15 protein-coding genes and 1 riboswitch are annotated in these 15734 nt (G+C 71.7%); of the genes, 12 read left to right on the plus strand and 3 right to left on the minus strand.

Annotated elements, in window-relative coordinates; genetic code table 11:
* Positions 1 to 294: 294 nt before the first annotated feature.
* Positions 295 to 1044, plus strand: a complete 750-nt coding sequence (locus H180DRAFT_RS19560; protein WP_055487389.1) for a helix-turn-helix domain-containing protein — start codon at positions 295 to 297, stop codon at positions 1042 to 1044.
* Entirely contained in the window at positions 1041 to 1511 is a 471-nt protein-coding gene (locus H180DRAFT_RS19565) for an NUDIX domain-containing protein (protein ID WP_055487390.1), read from the plus strand. The genes H180DRAFT_RS19560 and H180DRAFT_RS19565 overlap by 4 nt, the downstream gene beginning before the upstream one ends.
* Positions 1512 to 1639: 128 nt before the next feature.
* On the opposite strand, the gene H180DRAFT_RS19570 is transcribed toward H180DRAFT_RS19565, so the two are convergent.
* Positions 1640 to 2362, minus strand: a complete 723-nt coding sequence (locus tag H180DRAFT_RS19570) for a DUF5995 family protein (protein WP_055487391.1) — start codon at positions 2360 to 2362, stop codon at positions 1640 to 1642.
* A 135-nt stretch (positions 2363 to 2497) separates the two neighbouring features.
* A complete protein-coding gene (locus tag H180DRAFT_RS19575) occupies positions 2498 to 3766 on the minus strand; it encodes an MFS transporter (RefSeq protein WP_055487392.1) in 1269 nt (422 codons plus the stop codon).
* A 274-nt stretch (positions 3767 to 4040) separates the two neighbouring features.
* A riboswitch (FMN riboswitch) is annotated at positions 4041 to 4171 on the plus strand.
* A gap of 204 nt (positions 4172 to 4375) precedes the next feature.
* On the opposite strand from H180DRAFT_RS19575, the gene ribD reads away from it, so the two are divergent.
* The 10 genes from ribD to H180DRAFT_RS19625 all read left to right on the plus strand — a co-directional run bounded on the left by ribD (position 4376) and on the right by H180DRAFT_RS19625 (position 13709).
* Entirely contained in the window at positions 4376 to 5533 is a 1158-nt protein-coding gene (gene ribD, locus H180DRAFT_RS19580; RefSeq protein ID WP_055487433.1) for a bifunctional diaminohydroxyphosphoribosylaminopyrimidine deaminase/5-amino-6-(5-phosphoribosylamino)uracil reductase RibD, read from the plus strand.
* The gene (locus tag H180DRAFT_RS19585) at positions 5534 to 6226 is read left to right on the plus strand and encodes a riboflavin synthase (RefSeq protein WP_079100236.1); all 693 of its coding nucleotides are present in this window, start codon (positions 5534 to 5536) and stop codon (positions 6224 to 6226) included.
* Positions 6223 to 6897, plus strand: coding sequence for a nicotinamide mononucleotide transporter family protein (locus H180DRAFT_RS19590; protein WP_055487393.1), 675 nt, complete (start codon positions 6223 to 6225; stop codon positions 6895 to 6897). Before H180DRAFT_RS19585 ends, H180DRAFT_RS19590 begins: the two co-directional genes overlap by 4 nt.
* A gap of 74 nt (positions 6898 to 6971) precedes the next feature.
* The gene (locus tag H180DRAFT_RS19595) at positions 6972 to 8459 is read left to right on the plus strand and encodes a bifunctional 3,4-dihydroxy-2-butanone-4-phosphate synthase/GTP cyclohydrolase II (RefSeq protein ID WP_074466878.1); all 1488 of its coding nucleotides are present in this window, start codon (positions 6972 to 6974) and stop codon (positions 8457 to 8459) included.
* A gap of 91 nt (positions 8460 to 8550) precedes the next feature.
* Positions 8551 to 9024 carry a 6,7-dimethyl-8-ribityllumazine synthase gene (gene ribH / locus H180DRAFT_RS19600; RefSeq protein ID WP_055487394.1) on the plus strand — a complete coding sequence of 158 codons (474 nt, stop codon included), beginning with the start codon at positions 8551 to 8553 and terminating at the stop codon, positions 9022 to 9024.
* 55 nt (positions 9025 to 9079) lie between these two features.
* On the plus strand, positions 9080 to 9352 hold the full coding sequence (locus H180DRAFT_RS19605; protein ID WP_028435962.1) for a phosphoribosyl-ATP diphosphatase: 273 nt from the start codon (positions 9080 to 9082) through the stop codon (positions 9350 to 9352).
* Between the two features lie 137 nt (positions 9353 to 9489).
* Positions 9490 to 10338 (plus strand): ATP phosphoribosyltransferase, encoded by an 849-nt coding sequence (hisG, locus tag H180DRAFT_RS19610; protein ID WP_055487395.1) that lies wholly within the window; start codon positions 9490 to 9492, stop codon positions 10336 to 10338.
* Positions 10339 to 10366: 28 nt separating this feature from the next.
* Positions 10367 to 10813, plus strand: coding sequence for a PH domain-containing protein (locus tag H180DRAFT_RS19615; RefSeq protein WP_055487396.1), 447 nt, complete (start codon positions 10367 to 10369; stop codon positions 10811 to 10813).
* 251 nt (positions 10814 to 11064) lie between these two features.
* Positions 11065 to 12450, plus strand: a complete 1386-nt coding sequence (locus H180DRAFT_RS19620) for a hemolysin family protein (RefSeq protein ID WP_079100237.1) — start codon at positions 11065 to 11067, stop codon at positions 12448 to 12450.
* Positions 12447 to 13709, plus strand: coding sequence for a hemolysin family protein (locus H180DRAFT_RS19625; RefSeq protein ID WP_055487397.1), 1263 nt, complete (start codon positions 12447 to 12449; stop codon positions 13707 to 13709). Before H180DRAFT_RS19620 ends, H180DRAFT_RS19625 begins: the two co-directional genes overlap by 4 nt.
* On the opposite strand, the gene H180DRAFT_RS19630 is transcribed toward H180DRAFT_RS19625, so the two are convergent.
* Positions 13630 to 15705, minus strand: a complete 2076-nt coding sequence (locus tag H180DRAFT_RS19630; protein WP_074466882.1) for an AAA family ATPase — start codon at positions 15703 to 15705, stop codon at positions 13630 to 13632. The genes H180DRAFT_RS19625 and H180DRAFT_RS19630 overlap by 80 nt on opposite strands.
* Between the last annotated feature and the right edge of the window lie 29 nt (positions 15706 to 15734).

The following is a 15734-nucleotide window of genomic DNA, read 5'->3' on the forward strand; positions in this document are numbered from 1 at the left end:
CGGCAGTTCCTGCCCATGCACTTCCCTGACGTGCAGGCGCAGCTTCACGCGTGCGTCCGCCTCCGCGCTCCTGTCGCATTCCCGCGCTGCCTTGTCCATCTGCTGTGTGATCCGTGCGCATGCAGCGCACCCCCTGCCGCTGGCATCCATCGCTGCTTGCCTTCCGGGTCGCTCTCAGCTGCAAGCTTGCGGCGGTTCCGAGGGACGTTGAAACCATGGACAATCGGCACTTCGGGACGTCCCACAGTGGATAGAACGTCCCTACCAACGTCCTGTGCTCCGGGGTGAGACTGCGTGTCGAACGAAAGATTGCGGGCCGCTTTGGCGGCAGGGGGCTGGACTCATGCCGGCCTGGCATCGAAGGTCGACGTTGACCCAAAGTCAGTTGAGCGCTGGGTGAACTTGGGCCGTACCCCTCGCCGAGAGACCGCCATGCGCGCCGCCGAGGCGATAGGGGAAGACGTGTTCGCTCTTTGGCCGACCCTGAGGCAGGCACGCGCAGCACGGGCGGTGAGCCCTGAACTGGTTGCGTTGTACGAGCAGCGCGCAGACGTGCCAACGACAGCCTTCGTGGACATGCTCGCGGCAGCACGGGAGCGGATCGACGTTCTCGTTTACGCCGCTGTGTTCCTGCACGAGGCGTACCCGGGACTGAATGAGCTGCTGCGCGAGCGTGCTGCGGAGGGTTGCATCGTGCGAGTTGCCGTGGGAGACGCAGACAGCGAAAAGATCCAGCAGCGCGGCAGGGAAGAGAAGTTCGGGCACGGAATCGAGTCCCGCTGCCGCCTTGCCGTCATGCACTACCGGCCGCTCACAGGGGTGTCCGGCATCGAGCTGCGAACGCACGGCACCACGCTCTACAACAGCATCTATCGCGCTGACGATCAGATGTTGGTCAACGCGCACATGTGGGGCGTCAACGCCTACGGGGCCCCCGTGTGGCACCTTCGCCGGAACAAGGGCAGCCGCATGTTCGACGCCTACACTGCGAGTTTTGACGCGGTGTGGGAGACGGCGCAGCCGGTACAGGAAGGCAGCGAGTGACACGCACGGAGTTCTATGACGATCCCGATGCCCCAGCGCCCAACAGTCTGGTCGTCGCTGCCTCCGCTGTCGTGACAGACGAGCAAGGGCGCATCCTGTTGCAGCGCAGGACAGACAACGACTTGTGGGCCCTGCCCGGCGGGGGCATGGAGATGGACGACTCGCTGCCAGGAACGGCTGTGCGGGAGGTCAGGGAAGAGACTGGTCTTGATGTGGAGATCACAGGCCTTGTCGGCACCTACACCGACCCTCGGCACATCATCGCCTACAGCGATGGGGAGGTGCGGCGTCAGTTCAATGTCTGCTTCACGGCGCGGATCGTCGGAGGGGAACTGTCGGTCTCGCACGAGTCCAAAGAGCTGCGGTTCGTCGCGCCGGAGGACATTGACTCGCTGCCTATGCACCACACACAGCAGCTTCGGTTGCGGCACTTCCAGGAGAACCGCAAGGCGCCGTACCTGGGCTGAACCGCAAGCCCGGCAATGGCCGCGGCGCGTTGTGAGTCCCCCCGGACATCCGAGATGGAAGCCAGAGAACCTCAGCCCCCTTCTGCTCCGGTGACCCCTTCCCGCATCTCCGGCATCCGCCGTGGCCGTCAGTGGCCGCGCGGCAGGGGAGTGAGCAGACACCGCCCGGCGAGGCCGACTCCCGCGTCCAGCGCTTCGGTGAACTCCCCGGCCAGTTCGGGCTGTTCGCGCAGGCCCCACAGGGTGCGGAAAGCCATCCACGCGCCCGCACGGGCCATCTCCAGGCTCCATGAAGCGAGCAGGTGCGTGAGCGGATCGGCCACGTCCAGGACGTCCGGACCCGGCATCAGCTCCTCACGGATGCGCTCCTCCAGAAGCGTCAGCAGAACGCCGACGCGCTCGAAGTCGCCCTCCAGCGCGGACGGTTCGGCCTGCCGGACCTCGCAGGTGGCCAGCAGCGCAAGCGGCAGGTCGTAGCCCACATGTGCGTTGATCCCCGCAAGGGCGAACTGGAGTGGACGCACATCGGGATGGCGGCGCATCTGGAACAGCGGCCGCCAGGACGCGGGAGGGCGGAGGCCGGAACCGTGCGCCTCCACCGCTGAGAGATAGCGGCCCGCGAAGCGCGCGCCCAGGTCCTCGGCGGAGGCGCGGTCGCCGAACCAGCCTGATTCCAGGCGCCGTTGAAGCTCCAGCGTCACCGAGAGATAGACCCGCCCGAAGACCGCGACACCGTCGCCCTGCGGTACCCGGGCACCGACGCCGCGCATGCGCCGCACCACCGGGCCGAGGGTCTCGTACGGCCGCGACGGCGCCGTCTCCCGCAGGGGTGTCCGTTCAGCTGACGTCATGGGTGCAGCGTGCCAGGCGCGGTGGCGTGCGGTGGCGAATACGGCGTCCGTGGCGCTCGGACGGAGGACACCGGCGCGCGAACGGGCCCGGCCGGCCGCGACGTTCGGGCGGGAGACCGGGAAGTGCCCCTGGAGTCAGGAAGTCTCGGGAGCGGACGCCGGCCGGCTCTGCGGCCTCCCGGGGGAGCCCTCGCCCGCGACCGGGGCCGTCGTGTGCCCTTCGGGACGCAGCACGCCCGCGCCCAGCACCAGCCCCAGCAGCAGCACGGTGACCAGCCCGAACGATGCGGACAGCGAAGTGGCCTCCGCTATCCAGCCGACCGCGGCGGGAGCCGCCAGCCCCGAGGCGTAGGCGAGCGTGGCCACGCCCGCGATCTCCTGACCCGGCGACGCCGACGGAATGCGGCCCGCCGCAGCGAAGCACAGCGGAACCACCACGGCCACGCCGATCCCGATCAGCGCGAAGCCCGTGATCGCCAGCGCGGGTGTGCGCGCGACCATCACCAGCGCTGCGCCGACAGCCGCCGTCAGCCCGCTGATCCGCACCGTGCGCACCGGCCCCAGCCGCCGCACCACCGCGTCGCCCAGGAGCCTGGCGACGGCCATCGTGCAGGCGAAGGCGGTGAACGCCGAGGCGGCCACGCCCGGATCGGCGTTCGTCACATCGCGCAGGTAGATGGCCGACCAGTCCATCGACGAGCCCTCCGCGAACACCGCGAAGAAACCGATGAGCCCGACGGTGAGCGCCGCGCGGCTCGGCAGGGCGAACCGGGGCGGCTCCTCCGCCGCCGCGGTCTCCCCCGACTCCGCGGCCGCGGGGGTCGGCTTCTCCCTCACATCCAGCGTCCAGCGGGACGAGACGAGCGCCGCGGCGGCGGCCAGCGGGGCCACGACGCCCAGATGGACGCGCCCGTCGAGACCGGAGTGCGCGGCGAGCGCGCCGCCGGCACCGCCCAGCAGAGTCCCCACGCTCCACATGCCGTGCAGGCCGGACATCACCGACTTCCCGTACCGCTCCTCGATCTGCACACCGTGGGCGTTCATCGCGACGTCCATCAGGCCGAGGCCGCACCCGTAGACGAAGAGGATCAGGCACAGCCACAGCAGGGAGGGCGAGAGCGCGGGCAGCGCAAGACCCGCACAGCACATCAGCGACAGCCACGCCAGCGAGCGGCGCGGACCGTGACGATGAGCGAGGCGCGCGGAGAGCGGCATCGCCGCCGAGGCGCCGACCGTGAGAAACACCAGCGCCATCCCCAGCCAGCCGTGGCCGAGTTGGAGGTGCTCACGGATCCACGGGATGGCCGTTGCGAAACTGCCGCTCACCACGCCGTGGACGGCGAAGACGGCTGAGATCGCTCGCCGTGCCCGGCGGGTCTCGCCGTCCATGGCGGTCTGCTGCATATGCGGGACCCTCCGGCCTGTACGTGTGTCTCCGGCAGCTGCCTTTTCAGCGCCCTTCCCCCGCGCCCGTACTCCTTCGGCCTGCGCGATCCGGGCCACTGTACGGGGGGCCTCGGCCGTCCGAACAAGGGGTTTTCGCAAGGTCTTTGCAAGAGACTGAAAGCGCTCGCACACCCTCGATGCACTTCCGTGCACGCGCTGTGAGTGAGCCCACAGGTGACCGGAGCATGACCCGCCCCCGTCCGTGGCAGACTTGCATGCGTACCAGTGACGTCAGCGCACTCCGGGGTCGGTGAAAGTCCGAACCGGCGGTTACAGTCCGCGACCCGGTCGCCTCCAGCGGCCGGTTGACCAGGTGAAATTCCTGGACCGACGGTGAAAGTCCGGATGGGAGGCAGTGCGCGGCGGGCCGAGACCGGTACACCGCCCCGTCCGGCGGGCGCTGCCGTGCTTTGCACGGAAGCGGCCTTCCCCAGTGGTGGTGTCCCGGCCCCGACGGTCCGTGCATGCCCCGGAGTCCGTGCCCGAAGAGGCAGGAGAGACCCGGTGGCAACCGACGCAGCAGCCGCAGTGTCAGGCCCTTCCGCCGAACCGGCCGAACGGGCAGCCATGCGCCGCGCCGTCGAACTCGCCTCCCGCGGACTCGGTTCCACCAGCCCGAACCCTGTCGTGGGCTGCGTCGTCCTCAACTCCGAGGGCTATCCCGTCGGCGAGGGGTGGCACCAGCGTGCCGGCGGCCCGCACGCCGAGATCCACGCCCTGGCCGAAGCGGGCGACGACGCACGCGGCGGTACCGCCGTGGTCACCCTCGAACCCTGCGACCGCACCGGCCGCACGGGCCCCTGCTCACTCGCCCTCATCGAGGCGGGCATCGCCCGCGTCGTGTACGCCGTCGCCGACCCCTCGGCGCCGGGCGGAGCGGGCACCCTCGCCCGGGCCGGCATCGACGTGGTGCACGGACTGCTCGCGGACGAGGCGGCCGCCGGCAACGCAGCCTGGCTCACCTCCGTGCGGGAGCAACGCCCGTACGTCGTCTGGAAGTACGCGGCGACGCTCGACGGGCGCGTCGCCGCAGCCGACGGCTCGAGCCGCTGGATCACCTCCGGTGAGGCGCGTGCTGACGTGCACCGGCTGCGCGCCCGCACCGACGCGGTGCTCGTCGGCTCGGGCACGGCACGCACGGACGACCCGCACCTCGCCGTGCGCGGCGTGCCCGGGGCGGTGCAGCCGCTGCGCGTCGTCCTCGACACGGAAGCCTCCGCCGTACGACCCGGTGCGCGCGTCCTCGACGACGCCGCGCCCACGCTCGTCGCCGTCGCGGAGGACGCGGCCGGACTCGAAGGCGCCGTCGAACTCGAAGGCACCGCCGAGGTGTTGAGGCTGCCGCGCGCCGGGGGCGGCCGGCCGGGGCTCGACCTGGCGGCGCTGCTGGAGCACCTGTACGCGCGTGAGGTCCGCTCGGTGCTCGTCGAGGGCGGTCCGGCGCTGGCCGGGGCCTTCGTCGGGGCCGGAGCCGTCGACGAGGTCATCGGCTACGTCGCTCCCGTACTGCTCGGCGCCGGGCCCGCCGCACTCGGCGACGCCGGAATCGCCACCATCGCGCAGGCGTTGCGGCTGAAGGTGACCGAGACCGTGCGCGTCGGCCCGGACCTGCGCATCACCGCGGTTCCCCCGACGGCGCTGCGCGCCAGGGCTTCCGGCGCTTCCGCCGCGGTCACCGCTTCCACCGCGTCCCCCGCTTCCACCGCTTCCACCGAGGAGTCCTGAGTGTTCACCGGAATCGTCGAAGAACTGGGTGAGGTCGTCGCCGTGGAGGAACTGCCGGGCGCAGCCCGCTTCCGGCTGCGCGGCCCCCTCGTCACCGACGGCGTGCGGCACGGCGAGTCGATCGCCGTCAACGGCGTCTGCCTCACCGTCGTCGAGACGTCCGGAGGCGAGTTCACGGCCGACGTCATCGGCGAGACCCTGGCCCGTTCCTGCCTCGGCGCCCTGACCGCCGGCTCCCGCGTCAACCTCGAACGGCCCATGGCGCTGGGCGGGCGGCTCGACGGGCACCTCGTCCAGGGCCACGTCGACGGCACCGGCACCCTCGCCGAGCGGTCCGAGGACGGGACGGTGCGGGTCGAGATCCCCCCGGACCTGGCCAGGTACATCGTCGAGAAGGGGTCCATCACCATCGACGGCGTCAGCCTCACCGTCGTCGAGGCCGGTGACACCCACTTCACCGTCAGCCTGATCCCGACGACGCTCGCGCTGACCACGCTCGGCATCAAGCAGCCGGGAGACCCGGTCAACCTCGAGGTCGACGTGCTGGCCAAGTACGTCGAGCGGCTGCTGACGCACGGCGGGCCCGGTACGGCGGCGGCAGTGGCCCGAGGGGAACGAGGGGAACGTGGGGAACGAGGGGAACGTGGGGAACGTGGGGAAGAGGCCTCCGGCGAGAAGGAAGCCGTGCGGTGAACGCTCCCGGACTGCTCAACACCGAGGCCTTCACGGCCTTCGGCCAGGACGTCATCTGGTCCGACCTCATCGGCAACGTCATCGGCCTGGCCGCCCTCGCGCTGGGCTGGCGCCGCTCCGTCCTCACCTGGCCCGTGCAGGTGCTGGCCGGCCTCGTCCTCGTGTGCGCCTACTACTCGGCGCAGCTCGCGGGCGGAGTCGGCAAGCAGCTGCTGGTCATCGTCGTCGCGCTGTGGGGCTGGTGGCAGTGGCGCCGCGGCAACCGCACGGCCGAGGACGGCGCGATCACGGTCCGCTTCGCGCGGCCGCGTGAGCGCGTGGTGCTGCTGGCCGGCACCGTCGCGGGCACCCTCGCCGTCGGCTCGCTCTTCACGCTCGTGCCGGAACTGTCGTGGAACCCCTGGCCCGACGCCTACATATTCGTCGGCACCCTCGCCGCGATGACGGCGCAGGCCCGCGGACTCGTGGAGTTCTGGTTCGCCTGGCTGCTGGTCGACATCGTCGGCGTCCCGCTGGCCTTCAGCAGCGGCCTTCCCTTCTCCGGCCTCGTCTACGTCCTCTACCTGGGGCTCGTGCTGTGGGGCCTGCGCAGCTGGTGGCTGAGGACCCGCATCAGCACCCCCGTGGCTTCCGCCACGCGGGAGTCCGCCGTCGAAGGAGCACGTCCATGAACGGGCCCGGCAGCACCGCCGGGCCGCTGCCCGGCACCAACGGCCCGAGCGGGCCTCAGCAAGGAGGCGCAGGAATGAGCGCAGCCGTCACCGGCTGGTACACGGACGCAGAGACCGGCGGGGACCCCGGGTTTCCCGGAAGCGGCCCCGACGACTTCAGCCTCGACCCGGTCGGGCGCGCCATAGCCGACGTCGCTCTCGGCCGTCCCGTTGTGGTCGTGGACGACGAGAACCGGGAGAACGAGGGCGACCTGATCGTCGCCGCGGAGCGCGTCACCCCGGAGATCGTCGCCTTCATGATGAGCGAGTGCCGCGGCCTGATCTGCACGCCGATGGAGCCCGCCGCACTCGACCGGCTCGACCTGCCGCAGATGGTCGAGCGGAACTCGGAGGCGATGGGAACGGCCTTCACCGTCTCCGTGGACGCCACCGGCAGCCACGGCGTGACCACCGGCATCTCGGCCGCCGACCGGGCCACCACCATCCGGCTGCTGGCCGACCCGCGTTCCGCGCCGTCCGACTTCGTCCGCCCGGGGCACGTCTTCCCGCTGCGTGCCAAGCCCGGCGGCGTGCTGGAACGGGCCGGGCACACCGAGGCCGGGGTGGACCTGGCGAGGCTGGCGGGGCTGCGTCCTGCGGCGGCCATCGTCGAGATCGCCGGCGAGGACGGCACCATGCTGCGGCTGCCCGAGCTGCTGCCGTTCGCCCGCAAGCACGGCCTCGCGGTGATCTCCATCGAGGACCTGGTCGCCCACCGTGAAGCCACCGAGGGGCGGGCCGGGGCCGAGGGCGCAGTGTCTGAAGGGCCCGCCGCCCCCGCGGAGCCGGCCGCGGCCGCGGAAGCCGTCGTGCCGGAGATGCCCGCGGAAGCCGCCCACCGGGCAATGCCCGCGGAGCCCGCCGTGCCCGCGGCCGCCACCGTGGAGCCCCCCGTACGGCGCGAGGCCGCCACGCGGCTGCCCACCCGCCACGGCGAGTTCCGGGCGTACGGATACCGCTCCACCGCCGACGGCGTGGAGCACATCGCGCTGGTCACCGGTGATCTCGCCGAGGGCGGCGGCGAGGACGTCCTGGTACGGGTGCACTCCGAGTGCCTCACGGGCGACGTCTTCGGGTCGCTGCGCTGCGACTGCGGAATGCAGCTGGACTCCTCCCTGGAGCGCGTGCAGTCCGAGGGCCGAGGCGTGGTGGTGTACCTGCGCGGACACGAGGGCCGTGGCATCGGGCTGCTGTCCAAGCTGCGCGCGTACGAGCTCCAGGAACGCGGCCGCGACACCCTCGACGCCAACCTCGAACTGGGGCTGCCCGCCGACGCGCGCGACTACGCGGCAGCCGCCCGGATGCTCGACGACCTGGGTGTGCGGTCGCTGCGGCTGATGACCAACAACCCGGAGAAGTCCGACGCGCTCGCCCGCCACGGTCTGCGCGTCACCGAGCGCGTGGCCATGCCCGTGGAGGCCGGGGAGCACAACCTGCACTACCTGCGCACCAAGCGCGACCGGATGGGCCACGAACTGCCGTGGCTGGAGGCGCGGAACGCCTCACCCTGCGGGAACCAGTGACCACCGAAGCGACGCCCGGACGAGGGCGCAGCGCATCACAAGGACCGACGGCGCCGAGGACATCGGCCGCCAGAAGCAAGGAGCGAGGAACGTGAGCGGCAAGGGCGCCCCCCAAGTATCCGTCGAGGAGTGCGGCGATCTGCGCGTGGCCGTCGTGGCAGCGCAGTGGCACGAGACCGTCATGGGCGGCCTCGTGGACGGCGCCCTGCGCGCCGCCCGGGAACTGGGCACCGCCGAACCCACGCTGATCCGCGTCCCCGGCAGCTTCGAACTGCCGGTCGCGGCCGGGGCCCTTGCCCGGGCCGGGTACGACGCGGTCGTCGCGCTCGGCGTCGTCATCCGCGGCGGCACACCGCACTTCGAGTACGTCTGCCAGGGAGTCACCCAGGGGCTGACGCAGGTCGGTGTCGAGACCGGAGTCCCCATCGGGTTCGGCGTCCTCACCTGCGACGACGAGGAACAGGCCCTCGACCGTGCCGGACTGGCCGGCTCCCGCGAGGACAAGGGCCACGAGGCCGCCACCGCCGCCGTGGCGACCGCCGCCGCCCTGCGCACGGTGGCCTGAGCGGCCCCACCCGGGCGCGGGGGGCCGCCGGGCCTCCACGTAGAGTTGGGACACCATGGCGAACAAGACATTCGAGGAGCTCTTCGCCGAGCTCCAGCACAAGGCCGCCAACGGCGACCCCATCACCTCACGCACGGCGGAACTCGCCGCCCAGGGCGTGCACTCCATCGGCAAGAAGATCGTCGAGGAGGCCGCCGAGGTGTGGATGGCCGCCGAGTACGAGGGGGACGAGCGCACGGCCGAGGAGATCTCGCAGCTCCTCTACCACGTGCAGGTCATGATGATCGCCCGCGGCGTGACCCTCGAGGACGTATACGCTCATCTTTGATCCGTCCCGCGCCCGGCGGCCACGGCCACAGACCGCCCGGCCGCCGCTGCGCAGCCGCCGGCCGGCGCACCCGCCGCCCGGCACACCGACGCAAGCTCCCGCAACCCAGACCGTCCCACGCAAAGGAATCCCGCACCATGCTGCGCATCGCCGTCCCCAACAAGGGTTCTCTCTCCGAGCCTGCGGTGGAGATGCTCCATGAAGCGGGCTACAAGCAGCGCAAGGACCGCCGCGAACTGGTGCTGACCGACGCCGAGAACGACGTCGAGTTCTTCTTCCTGCGCCCCCGCGACATCGCGATCTACGTCGGCTCCGGCAAGCTCGACATCGGCATCACCGGCAGGGACCTGCTGCTGGACTCCGGGGCGAAGGCCGAGGAGATCCTCCAACTGGGCTTTGCGGGCTCGACGTTCCGCTACGCCACCCGTCCCGGCACCGCAAAGGACGTGAGCGAGTTCGGCGGCATGACCGTCGCCACGTCCTTCGCCGGCATCGTCGGCAAGCACCTCGCCGAGCACGGCGTGGAGGCCTCCGTCGTCCACCTCGACGGCGCCGTGGAGACCGCCATCCAGCTCGGCGTCGCCGAAGTCATCGCCGACGTCGTGGAGACGGGCAGCACGCTGCGCAACGCGGGGCTCGAGATCATCAGCGAGCCGATCCTGCACTCCGAAGCGGTCGTCGTGCGCGGCACCGACGCCCCCGTCGACGACCCCAAGGTCCAGCAGTTCCTCCGCCGCATGCAGGGCGTTCTCGTCGCCCGCCGGTACGTGATGATGGACTACGACATCCGCGCCGAGCACCTGGAAGCGGCCGTCGCGCTGACTCCGGGCCTCGAATCGCCCACCGTGTCCCCGCTGCACGATCAGGGATGGGTCGCCGTACGCTCCATGGTGCGTACGAAGGAGGCGCAGCGCATCATGGACGACCTGTACGACCTGGGCGCCCGCGCCATCCTCACCACCGGTATCCACGCCTGCCGCATCTGACTGCCGTGTGTCCTCCAGGAGACCCCGGATGACCGAACTGCCCCCTCTGCCCGTGACGTTCCGCCCCAAGCGCACGCGTGCCGTCCTCGTCACCGTCGGTGTCGCGCTGTTCGTGGTGCTCACCGTCGTCGCAGTGACTGTGCCGGCGATCGGCGCGGGGGAGCGGGTCAGCTTCGTCTTCACCGGGCTGCTCTTCCTCGGCGTGCTGCTGCTTCTGTCCCGTCCGCATGTGACCGCGGACGAGGGCGGCGTCACCGTCGTCAACCTGACGACCAGGCGGCGCCTCGAATGGGCGGAAGTGCTCCGAGTGAACCTGCGCCAGGGCGACCCGTGGGTGAGTCTCGACCTCGCCGACGGCACCAGCCTGCCCGTCATGGGAATCCAGCCCGGAATCGCCAGGGAACGGGCCATCGCCGACGCCGGCGCGCTCCGTGCACTCGCCGAGACCCGCGGCACCGGGCAGACGGTGCGCTGATGCACTGACAGGCGCCCCGCCACGCCCCGCCGCAGGACCGTCACAGCCCGCTGTGGCGCCCCCGGCGGAACCAACTCGTCCGCCCGCTGCCTCTGCCGCAGGGCTCATGGACGTGTCTACTCTGGTCGAACGGCGCGTCCAGCCGCCCTCGACCACCAACCGCTACCCGAGGAGTGACCCCCGTCAGAGATGGACGGATCGTCCTGTAGTACCTGCGCTGTGTCCCCCCGTCACCTCAGGGGAGACACAGCATGACCCTTTCGCTCGCGCTCCTCGCCGCCGCCTTCGTGCTGATCCTCGCCAACGGCTTCTTCGTCGCCGCCGAGTTCGGCCTCGTCACGGTGGAGCGCCCGGAGGCCGAACGGGCCGCCGCCGACGGGGACCGCCGGGCGCGCTCCGTCACCGCGGCCCTGCGCGAACTCTCCTTCCAGCTCTCCGGCACCCAGCTCGGCATCACGCTGACCTCCCTCGTCGTCGGCATGCTCTGCGAGCCTGCGCTCGCCCATCTGCTGAGCGGTCCGCTGACGGCGGCGGGCCTGCCCGCGAACGCCGTGCCCGGCACGGCCGTGACCATAGGCATGTTCCTCGCCTCGGCCGTGCAGATGGTCATCGGGGAACTCGTCCCCAAGAACTGGGCCGTCTCGCGGCCGCTGGCCGTCGCCCGTTTCGTCGCGGGGCCGCAGCGGTTCTTCTCCGCCGCCCTCCGCCCCGTGATCACGACGCTCAACGCCCTCGCCAACCGCATCGTCCGCGCCTTCGGTGTGGAGCCCGCAGAGGAGCTGGCCTCGGCCCGCACGCCGGTCGAACTGATCTCCCTCGCCCGGCACTCGGCACGTGCCGGAGCCATCGAGCAGGACACCGCGGACCTGTTCGTGCGGACGCTCTCCCTCGCCGGACTGACCGCGCAGCACGTGATGACGCCGCGGGTGCGGGTGAGCGCGCTGCAGAGCGGCGCCACGGTCGAGGACGTCGTCAACCTGACCCGCGCCACGGGTCTGTCCCGTTTCCCCGTCTGCCGCGAACGCCTCGACGAGATCACCGGCACCGCCCACCTCAAGGACGCGCTCGCCGTTCCCGCTCAGGAGCGGCTGCGCACGCCCGTCGACGACATCACCGCTCCCGCCCTGCTCGTCCCGGAGACGCTGCCCGTGCAGCCGCTGCTGGCCAGGCTCCGCAGCGAGGCACCCATCGCGGTCGTCGTCGACGAATACGGCGGAACGGCCGGGGTCGTCACCCTGGAGGACATCGTCGAGGAACTCGTCGGCGAAGTGCGCGACGAGCACGACGGCGACGACCTGCCGGCGCTCGCCCCCGCCGCACCCGACCCGGAGGGCCGGCCCGCCTGGGAGGCCGCCGGCGGCTGCCGAGTCGACCTGCTGCGGCGCATCGGCCTCGACGCGCCGGAGGGGCCGTACGAGACGGTCGCCGGACTCGTCGCCGATCTCCTGGGCCGCATCCCGGCGCCCGGCGACACGGCGTACCTTCCCGGCGGTCCCGGTGCCTCCGGCTGGCAGCTGCGGGTGCGCCTCGTCGACCACCACCGAGCCGAACGCGTCCGCATCGTACGGACCGACGAGAGCGGGCGGGCCGGCGCGCCGCGCCCGCGGACCCCGCACGCGGAGGGGAGCACCCTGTGAGCGCCTTTCAACTTCTCTTCGCGGCGCTGCTGGTACTCGGCAACGGCTTCTTCGTCGGCGCCGAGTTCGCACTGGTCTCGGTGCGCCGCAGCCAGATCGAACCGCTCGCGGCGGCCGGATCGGCCCGCGCCCGCCGCGTGCTGAACGGCCTGGAGAACCTGCCCCAGATGATGGCCGCCGCGCAGTTCGGCATCACGGTCTGCTCGCTGACGCTCGGCGCTGTCGCCGAGCCGACCATCGCCCATCTGCTGGAGCCCCTCTTCGACGCGGTGCGGCTGCCCGAGGCGCTGGTACACCCCGTCGGGTACGTCGTGGCGCTGGCTGTGGTCGTCACCTGCCACCTCGTGATCGGCGAGATGGTGCCCAAGAACCTCGCCATGGCCGCACCGGAGCGGACCGCACTGTGGCTGAGTCCCGCGCTGGTGGCCTTCGCCCGGCTGTGCCGGCCGGTGACGGCCGGCCTCGGCAGCTGTTCCAATGTCGTGCTGCGGCTCTTCCGCGTCGAGCCCAGGGACGAGGTGGAGTCGGCGTTCACCAGCGAACAGCTCGCCGACCTCCTCGCGGACTCCCGGCAGGCGGGACTGCTGGACCACGAGGAACACGAACGCCTCTCCGACGCCCTGGAACTCGGTTCCCGGCCGGTCACGGACGTGCTTCTGACCACGGACTCCCTGGTGACGGTGGGCCCGGACGTCACACCGCGGCAGGTCGAGCAACTCACCGTGCGCACCGGCTTCTCACGCTTCCCGATCTGCGCACCCGACGGGGCCTTCATGGGCTATCTGCACGTGAAGGACATACTCGATCTGACGGAGGAGCCCAGCGAGCACGACCGCGCCGTACCGCAGCACCTGTGGCGTTCCATGACGACGCTCCGTGCCGAACTGCCCCTGGACGACGCGCTGGCAGCGATGCGGGGAGCCGCCTCGCACCTTGCTGCCGTCGCCGACGCGTCGGGACGGGTGCTGGGTCTGGCGGCGCTGGAGGACGTGCTGGAGATGCTCGTCGGCGAAGTGCACGACCCTGCGCACGAGTCGGCGGGCGTCCCGCCGAAACAGCGCAGCGGCGGTGGCACTTGCGGCAGCACGGCCACTACGGGCAGCGCAGGCTCCCGTCCCGGCGCACCGGCCGCGTCCCACGGGCGTGAGGCGGCCGGAGAGGCCAGCGGGGAGGAGCCGGTCAGGACAGCGGAGGCGGCGAATCCGGACGCGGACCGTCCGGGCCCCGGCCGGAGAGCACCTCACCGTACGCCTGCATGAGGTCGGGCAGCCGCAGCGTGGCCAGATCGTCCCGCGTCGGCGTGCCCGGGTATCCGGTGAGGCGGAGGTCTCGGTAGGCGCAGCTCTTCTCGTAAAGGGTGCGCAGGAAGCGGCCGTTGCCCAGCTCGTCGACCCATCCCTGGTCGACGACGTGGCCGCTGATGCTGCGCATCTCCTCCAGGGCCTCCTCGTCCCAGGCGTCGCCGTTCTCGGCGGCGAGGACCTCACCGATCGCGGTCAGCTCCAGCGGACGGTAGCTGGGGAAGTCGACGCGCGTCGTGAAGCGCGAGGAGAGGCCCGGGTTGGCGGCCAGCAGCCGGTCCATGCCCTCCCGGTAACCGGCGAGGATCACCACGAGCTGGTCCCGGTTGTCCTCGGCCCGCTTCAGCAGCACCTGCAGCGCCTCGTCGCCGTAGGCGTCGCCCTTGCTGTAGCCGGAGTTGGACAGGGAGTACGCCTCGTCGACGAAGAGCACGCCGCCCATGGCCGAGTCGATCAGCTCGTTGGCCTTCACAGCCGTCTGACCCAGGAACTCGCCCACGAGATCGGCCCGCTGGGCCTCCACGAGATGGTCGCCGCCCAGGAGTCCCAGCGCGTAGAACGCGCGGCCGAGTATGCGCGCCACCGTCGTCTTCCCCGTGCCGGACGGGCCCGAGAAGACGAAGTGCCGCTTCGGGGGCTGCACCGGAAGCCCCTGGGCCGCCCGCAGCCGCGCCATGTGCAGCTGCGCCGAGAGCGCCCGGACCTGCCGCTTGACCGGCTCCAGGCCCACCATCCGCTCCAGCTCGTCCAGCGCCTGCGCCAGCAGCACCGGATCCGACGGGCCGGTCAGCACACGGTCGGCCGCAGCGCCTGCGGCATGCGGCACCATCCGGTCCCGTACGGCGTCCGAGTCGACCCGCACCGGCTCCGCGGGATCTCCGGAGTCCTCCAGCCGCAGGGCGTCCGCACCCGGGTCGACGTCCGGGTCGGCGCTCTCCGCCGGGTCCGGCACAGCGGGCCCGCCGCCCAGCCCGTCGAGGCCCGCCGCGGCCGGGGCGCCGCCTCCCGGACCGGTCCCCGCGGCGGACGCCTCGGTCGTGGCAGCCGGCCCGTCCATGTCCACCCCGGCCTCGATCGCGCCGTCGACGCCCTCCAGGCCGTCCGTGCCGGCCCGGCCGCCGGCGCCTGTGTCGGTTCCCGCGAGGGTGACGGCGGTGGCGAGGTCGCCGGTGTCGCCGAGGCCGTCGCCCTCGGCGATCGTGGTCAGCCGCGCGGCGGTGTCCATGAAGGCCGGGTCGATGCGGTGCACCGCGCGGTACAACGGGAGGGCCGCGGCGCTGCGTCCGGTGCCCTCGCGGGCGCGCGCGAGCCAGTAGCGCAGCTCCTTGCGCTGAGGCTGCTCGCTGCGGCAGCGCATCAGCGCGGCGGCCAGCAGCGGCTCCGCCTGCCCGAACATCTCCAGACGCACCCGCGCCATACCCGCGAACAGACCCGCCTCGATGCCCAGCAGCGTGTCGTCGACGAGGGGTTCGGTGTGTGCGACGAGGCGTTCCCAGTCCTTGGCTAGATACGCCCGGCAGGCGTGCAGGAAACGCACCTGCGGATCGGTCTCCACCGGCGGGCAGTCGGCGAGGGCCCTGTCGAGCTCCGCGACGTGGCGCCCGTCCAGCCAGTGCGACGCGTGCGCCAGCAGCAGATCGCGTTCGCTCTCGAGTACCGGCTGCACCCACCAGCCCAGCCAGTACCAGGAGTTGAGGTTGCGGCCGTGGCGTGTGCGCTGCTCTCCGAAACGGCTGCGGTTGTGGTACATGCGAAGCAGGGCCGTCGCGGTGTCGGCGCGCAGCGCGTGCAGCCCCAGCCAGGCGTCGGCCATCCCGGGGTCGAGCCGCACCGCCGTGGTGAACTCCTCCTCGGCCTGGGCGTACTGGCCCACGGTGTAGGCGTCCACGCCCCGCAGCCAGGCAAGGTCGGCAGGGGTGTGCAGAGGCGGGCCGCTCTGCGTGCCGTAATCCATCACGTCCCCCACGAAACGTCCCCCGTCAT

It is taken from the genome of Streptomyces sp. WMMB 322, assembly GCF_900090145.1.
In the GTDB taxonomy this organism is placed as follows: domain Bacteria; phylum Actinomycetota; class Actinomycetes; order Streptomycetales; family Streptomycetaceae; genus Streptomyces.

Bases quoted from the DNA above. Each gene is read 5' to 3' on its own strand.
- H180DRAFT_RS19570 (WP_055487391.1), bottom strand. From the start codon at position 2,362: ATGACGTCAGCTGAACGGACACCCCTGCGGGAGACGGCGCCGTCGCGG.
- H180DRAFT_RS19575 (WP_055487392.1), bottom strand. From the start codon at position 3,766: ATGCAGCAGACCGCCATGGACGGCGAGACCCGCCGGGCACGGCGAGCG.
- ribD (WP_055487433.1), top strand. From the start codon at position 4,376: ATGCGCCGCGCCGTCGAACTCGCCTCCCGCGGACTCGGTTCCACCAGC.
- H180DRAFT_RS19595 (WP_074466878.1), top strand. From the start codon at position 6,972: ATGAGCGCAGCCGTCACCGGCTGGTACACGGACGCAGAGACCGGCGGG.
- H180DRAFT_RS19605 (WP_028435962.1), top strand. From the start codon at position 9,080: ATGGCGAACAAGACATTCGAGGAGCTCTTCGCCGAGCTCCAGCACAAG.
- hisG (WP_055487395.1), top strand. From the start codon at position 9,490: ATGCTGCGCATCGCCGTCCCCAACAAGGGTTCTCTCTCCGAGCCTGCG.
- H180DRAFT_RS19615 (WP_055487396.1), top strand. From the start codon at position 10,367: ATGACCGAACTGCCCCCTCTGCCCGTGACGTTCCGCCCCAAGCGCACG.
- H180DRAFT_RS19620 (WP_079100237.1), top strand. From the start codon at position 11,065: ATGACCCTTTCGCTCGCGCTCCTCGCCGCCGCCTTCGTGCTGATCCTC.
- H180DRAFT_RS19630 (WP_074466882.1), bottom strand. From the start codon at position 15,705: ATGGATTACGGCACGCAGAGCGGCCCGCCTCTGCACACCCCTGCCGAC.